At 60.0% G+C, this 507-nt stretch carries 1 protein-coding gene and 1 pseudogene; both read left to right on the top strand.

Annotated features, from left to right (window positions below; all coding sequences use genetic code 11):
• Nucleotides 1-307, top strand: a pseudogene (locus K5E19_RS24085) (conjugal transfer protein); the annotation flags it as partial.
• A gap of 81 nt (nt 308-388) precedes the next feature.
• Nucleotides 389-507: tRNA-dihydrouridine synthase (locus tag K5E19_RS24090; protein ID WP_221553417.1), on the top strand; the 119-nt coding region annotated here is incomplete at its 3' end.

Consider the following 507-nt stretch of genomic DNA (forward strand, 5'->3'; position numbering starts at 1 on the left):
GGTGACTGCGGGCGTGGCCTGGCATAACGATCTGGTGACCCTGACTGCCGATGGCGATCTGACCGAAACCAAAGGCTTCAAAAGCGAAGATAACTCTCAGTACGTCGGCGTCGGCGCCGAGGTCACTCCGCTCAGCTGGCTGGCGGTGCGCGCCGGTTATCGCGCGGACGTGAAGGACAATGACAGCAACGTCTTCACCGGCGGTGTTGGCTTTGCGCCGTTCAACGCGGTCCATGTGGATCTGATGGGTCTGTACGGCGAGGACAAAACCTGGGGGGCAGGCGCGCAGCTGAGCGTCACCTTCTAAGACGGCCGGAGGCCATGCGCCACCGGCTTTTCTTTGTGCTATAGTAGCGCCCCTTTTCCACCACATGCTTAAAACTTCGCCATGCCGTCAGAACTACAGTCCGATTTCCCTGCACACCGTTTTTCCATCGCGCCGATGCTCGACTGGACCGACAGACACTGCCGCTATTTCCTGCGTCAGCTCTCTCGCCACACGCTGCT

The sequence above is a fragment of the Enterobacter sp. RIT637 genome, from assembly GCF_019718755.1.
Taxonomy (GTDB): Bacteria; Pseudomonadota; Gammaproteobacteria; order Enterobacterales; family Enterobacteriaceae; genus Enterobacter.